Annotated in this window: 1 protein-coding gene; it reads left to right on the top strand. The window is 43.2% G+C overall.

Annotated elements, in window-relative coordinates; all coding sequences use genetic code 11:
• Positions 1 to 275 precede the first annotated feature (275 nt).
• Complete coding sequence (locus ACYVDE_RS23150) at positions 276 to 842, top strand: hypothetical protein (protein WP_460503890.1); 567 nt, start codon at positions 276 to 278, stop codon at positions 840 to 842.
• Positions 843 to 1295: the final 453 nt, after the last annotated feature.

Raw genomic sequence — 1295 nt, 5'->3', positions numbered from 1 at the left:
CCGCATTTGGCGCACGTATGCTGAGTTGTTACCATCAACCTTATACGTGTTCATCCTCACTTAGACCACCGCCCAATAAATCTTGAGTCAAGGAAGTTGTTTAGAAATCGCGTTGCCAATAATGGCGGTTTGTGTATGCTGCATAATTTTAATATATTTGACTTCAACCACTTAATAATTGTCACAATGAAAAAAACGTTTTCATAACATTATTAGCCAGTACATGCTTGGCCATATTCCAAGCTTGCAATGACAAACCTGTTCTCCAACCTTCAATGCCTCTGGCTTATGTACATACACAGAATGCGAATGAGATAAAAGTTGAAAGCACAGTGCAATTGACAAGTAGTGCTGTTTATCTCAATAAAGTTACTCAAAGCCCTGATTACAACTCTTATAATACAGAAGCATTTGGAAACCTAGATTTAGCACATGCTTTGTTATATCATTCGAATGACCCACGTATTAAAGCAGTTACTATTCCAATCATTAGCAATGATGGCTATCAGCGGTTTATGGTCAGCTTTTTTAATACCGAAAATCCAAATCCTATTGAGTTTGGTGTAACATCAACCAATATTGACATTAATAATTCAGGAGACTTAATTTTATCTCTCACATCAGGTGAGATGTTGTCAAAATCTGTTGTGACCGGTGGGCAATTGACTTCCCAGATACAGGGTACTTCTGCAAGAAGCATTGGGTTCATGCAATGCATGAATATAGTTGATGGAGTATGCGATAGCCATTGGTGGTGTAGAGGAGCCTGTGCAATTGACCCTCCTCAGTGTGCTATCACCTTTGGTATATCCTGTGCTGCCGTTTCACTATATTACTGGTAAATATTCCAATTAAAGCACAATGGAAAAGGTTATTGTAATAACTTTCACATCTCTCCTTGTTATCTGCTGGCTATTTACCCTTTATCGGATATATACCGGTGAATTTGACGGGCGTTATACGCGAAAGAAATGGTTGGTTTCAGCGCTTAATGGCTGGGGCATGATTACTTACTGGATTATTGGCGAAAAATATCGAAAGCAAAGACGATGAATAAGTTACGCGCCACAGGTACATCCGAAGTGTTCGCATCTGGGGCGCGCAATTTATTCACACAATAGTCCTAAAAATCTACGATGGGCCCACTCGCCAGCAGAAACGCCTCCAGCTGCCGCGCCCGCGCGGTTTCGCGGGCCAAGGTGGCTTGCAGGCGCACCAGCCGCTGGCGCATGGCCAAAATGATGTCGAGCGCCTCAGGGGCCAGGCCAAGCTCGTGGTGCAGGCGGGCCAGGCGC

The sequence above is a fragment of the Hymenobacter agri genome, from assembly GCF_054778495.1.
Note: the sequence above shows the minus strand (reverse complement) of the source record. Positions and strands in the feature narration are given on the sequence as shown.

What these genes read in the sequence shown, in the direction of transcription:
- ACYVDE_RS23150 (WP_460503890.1), top strand. Translation starts at nt 276, where the DNA reads ATGCCTCTGGCTTATGTACATACACAGAATGCGAATGAGATAAAAGTT.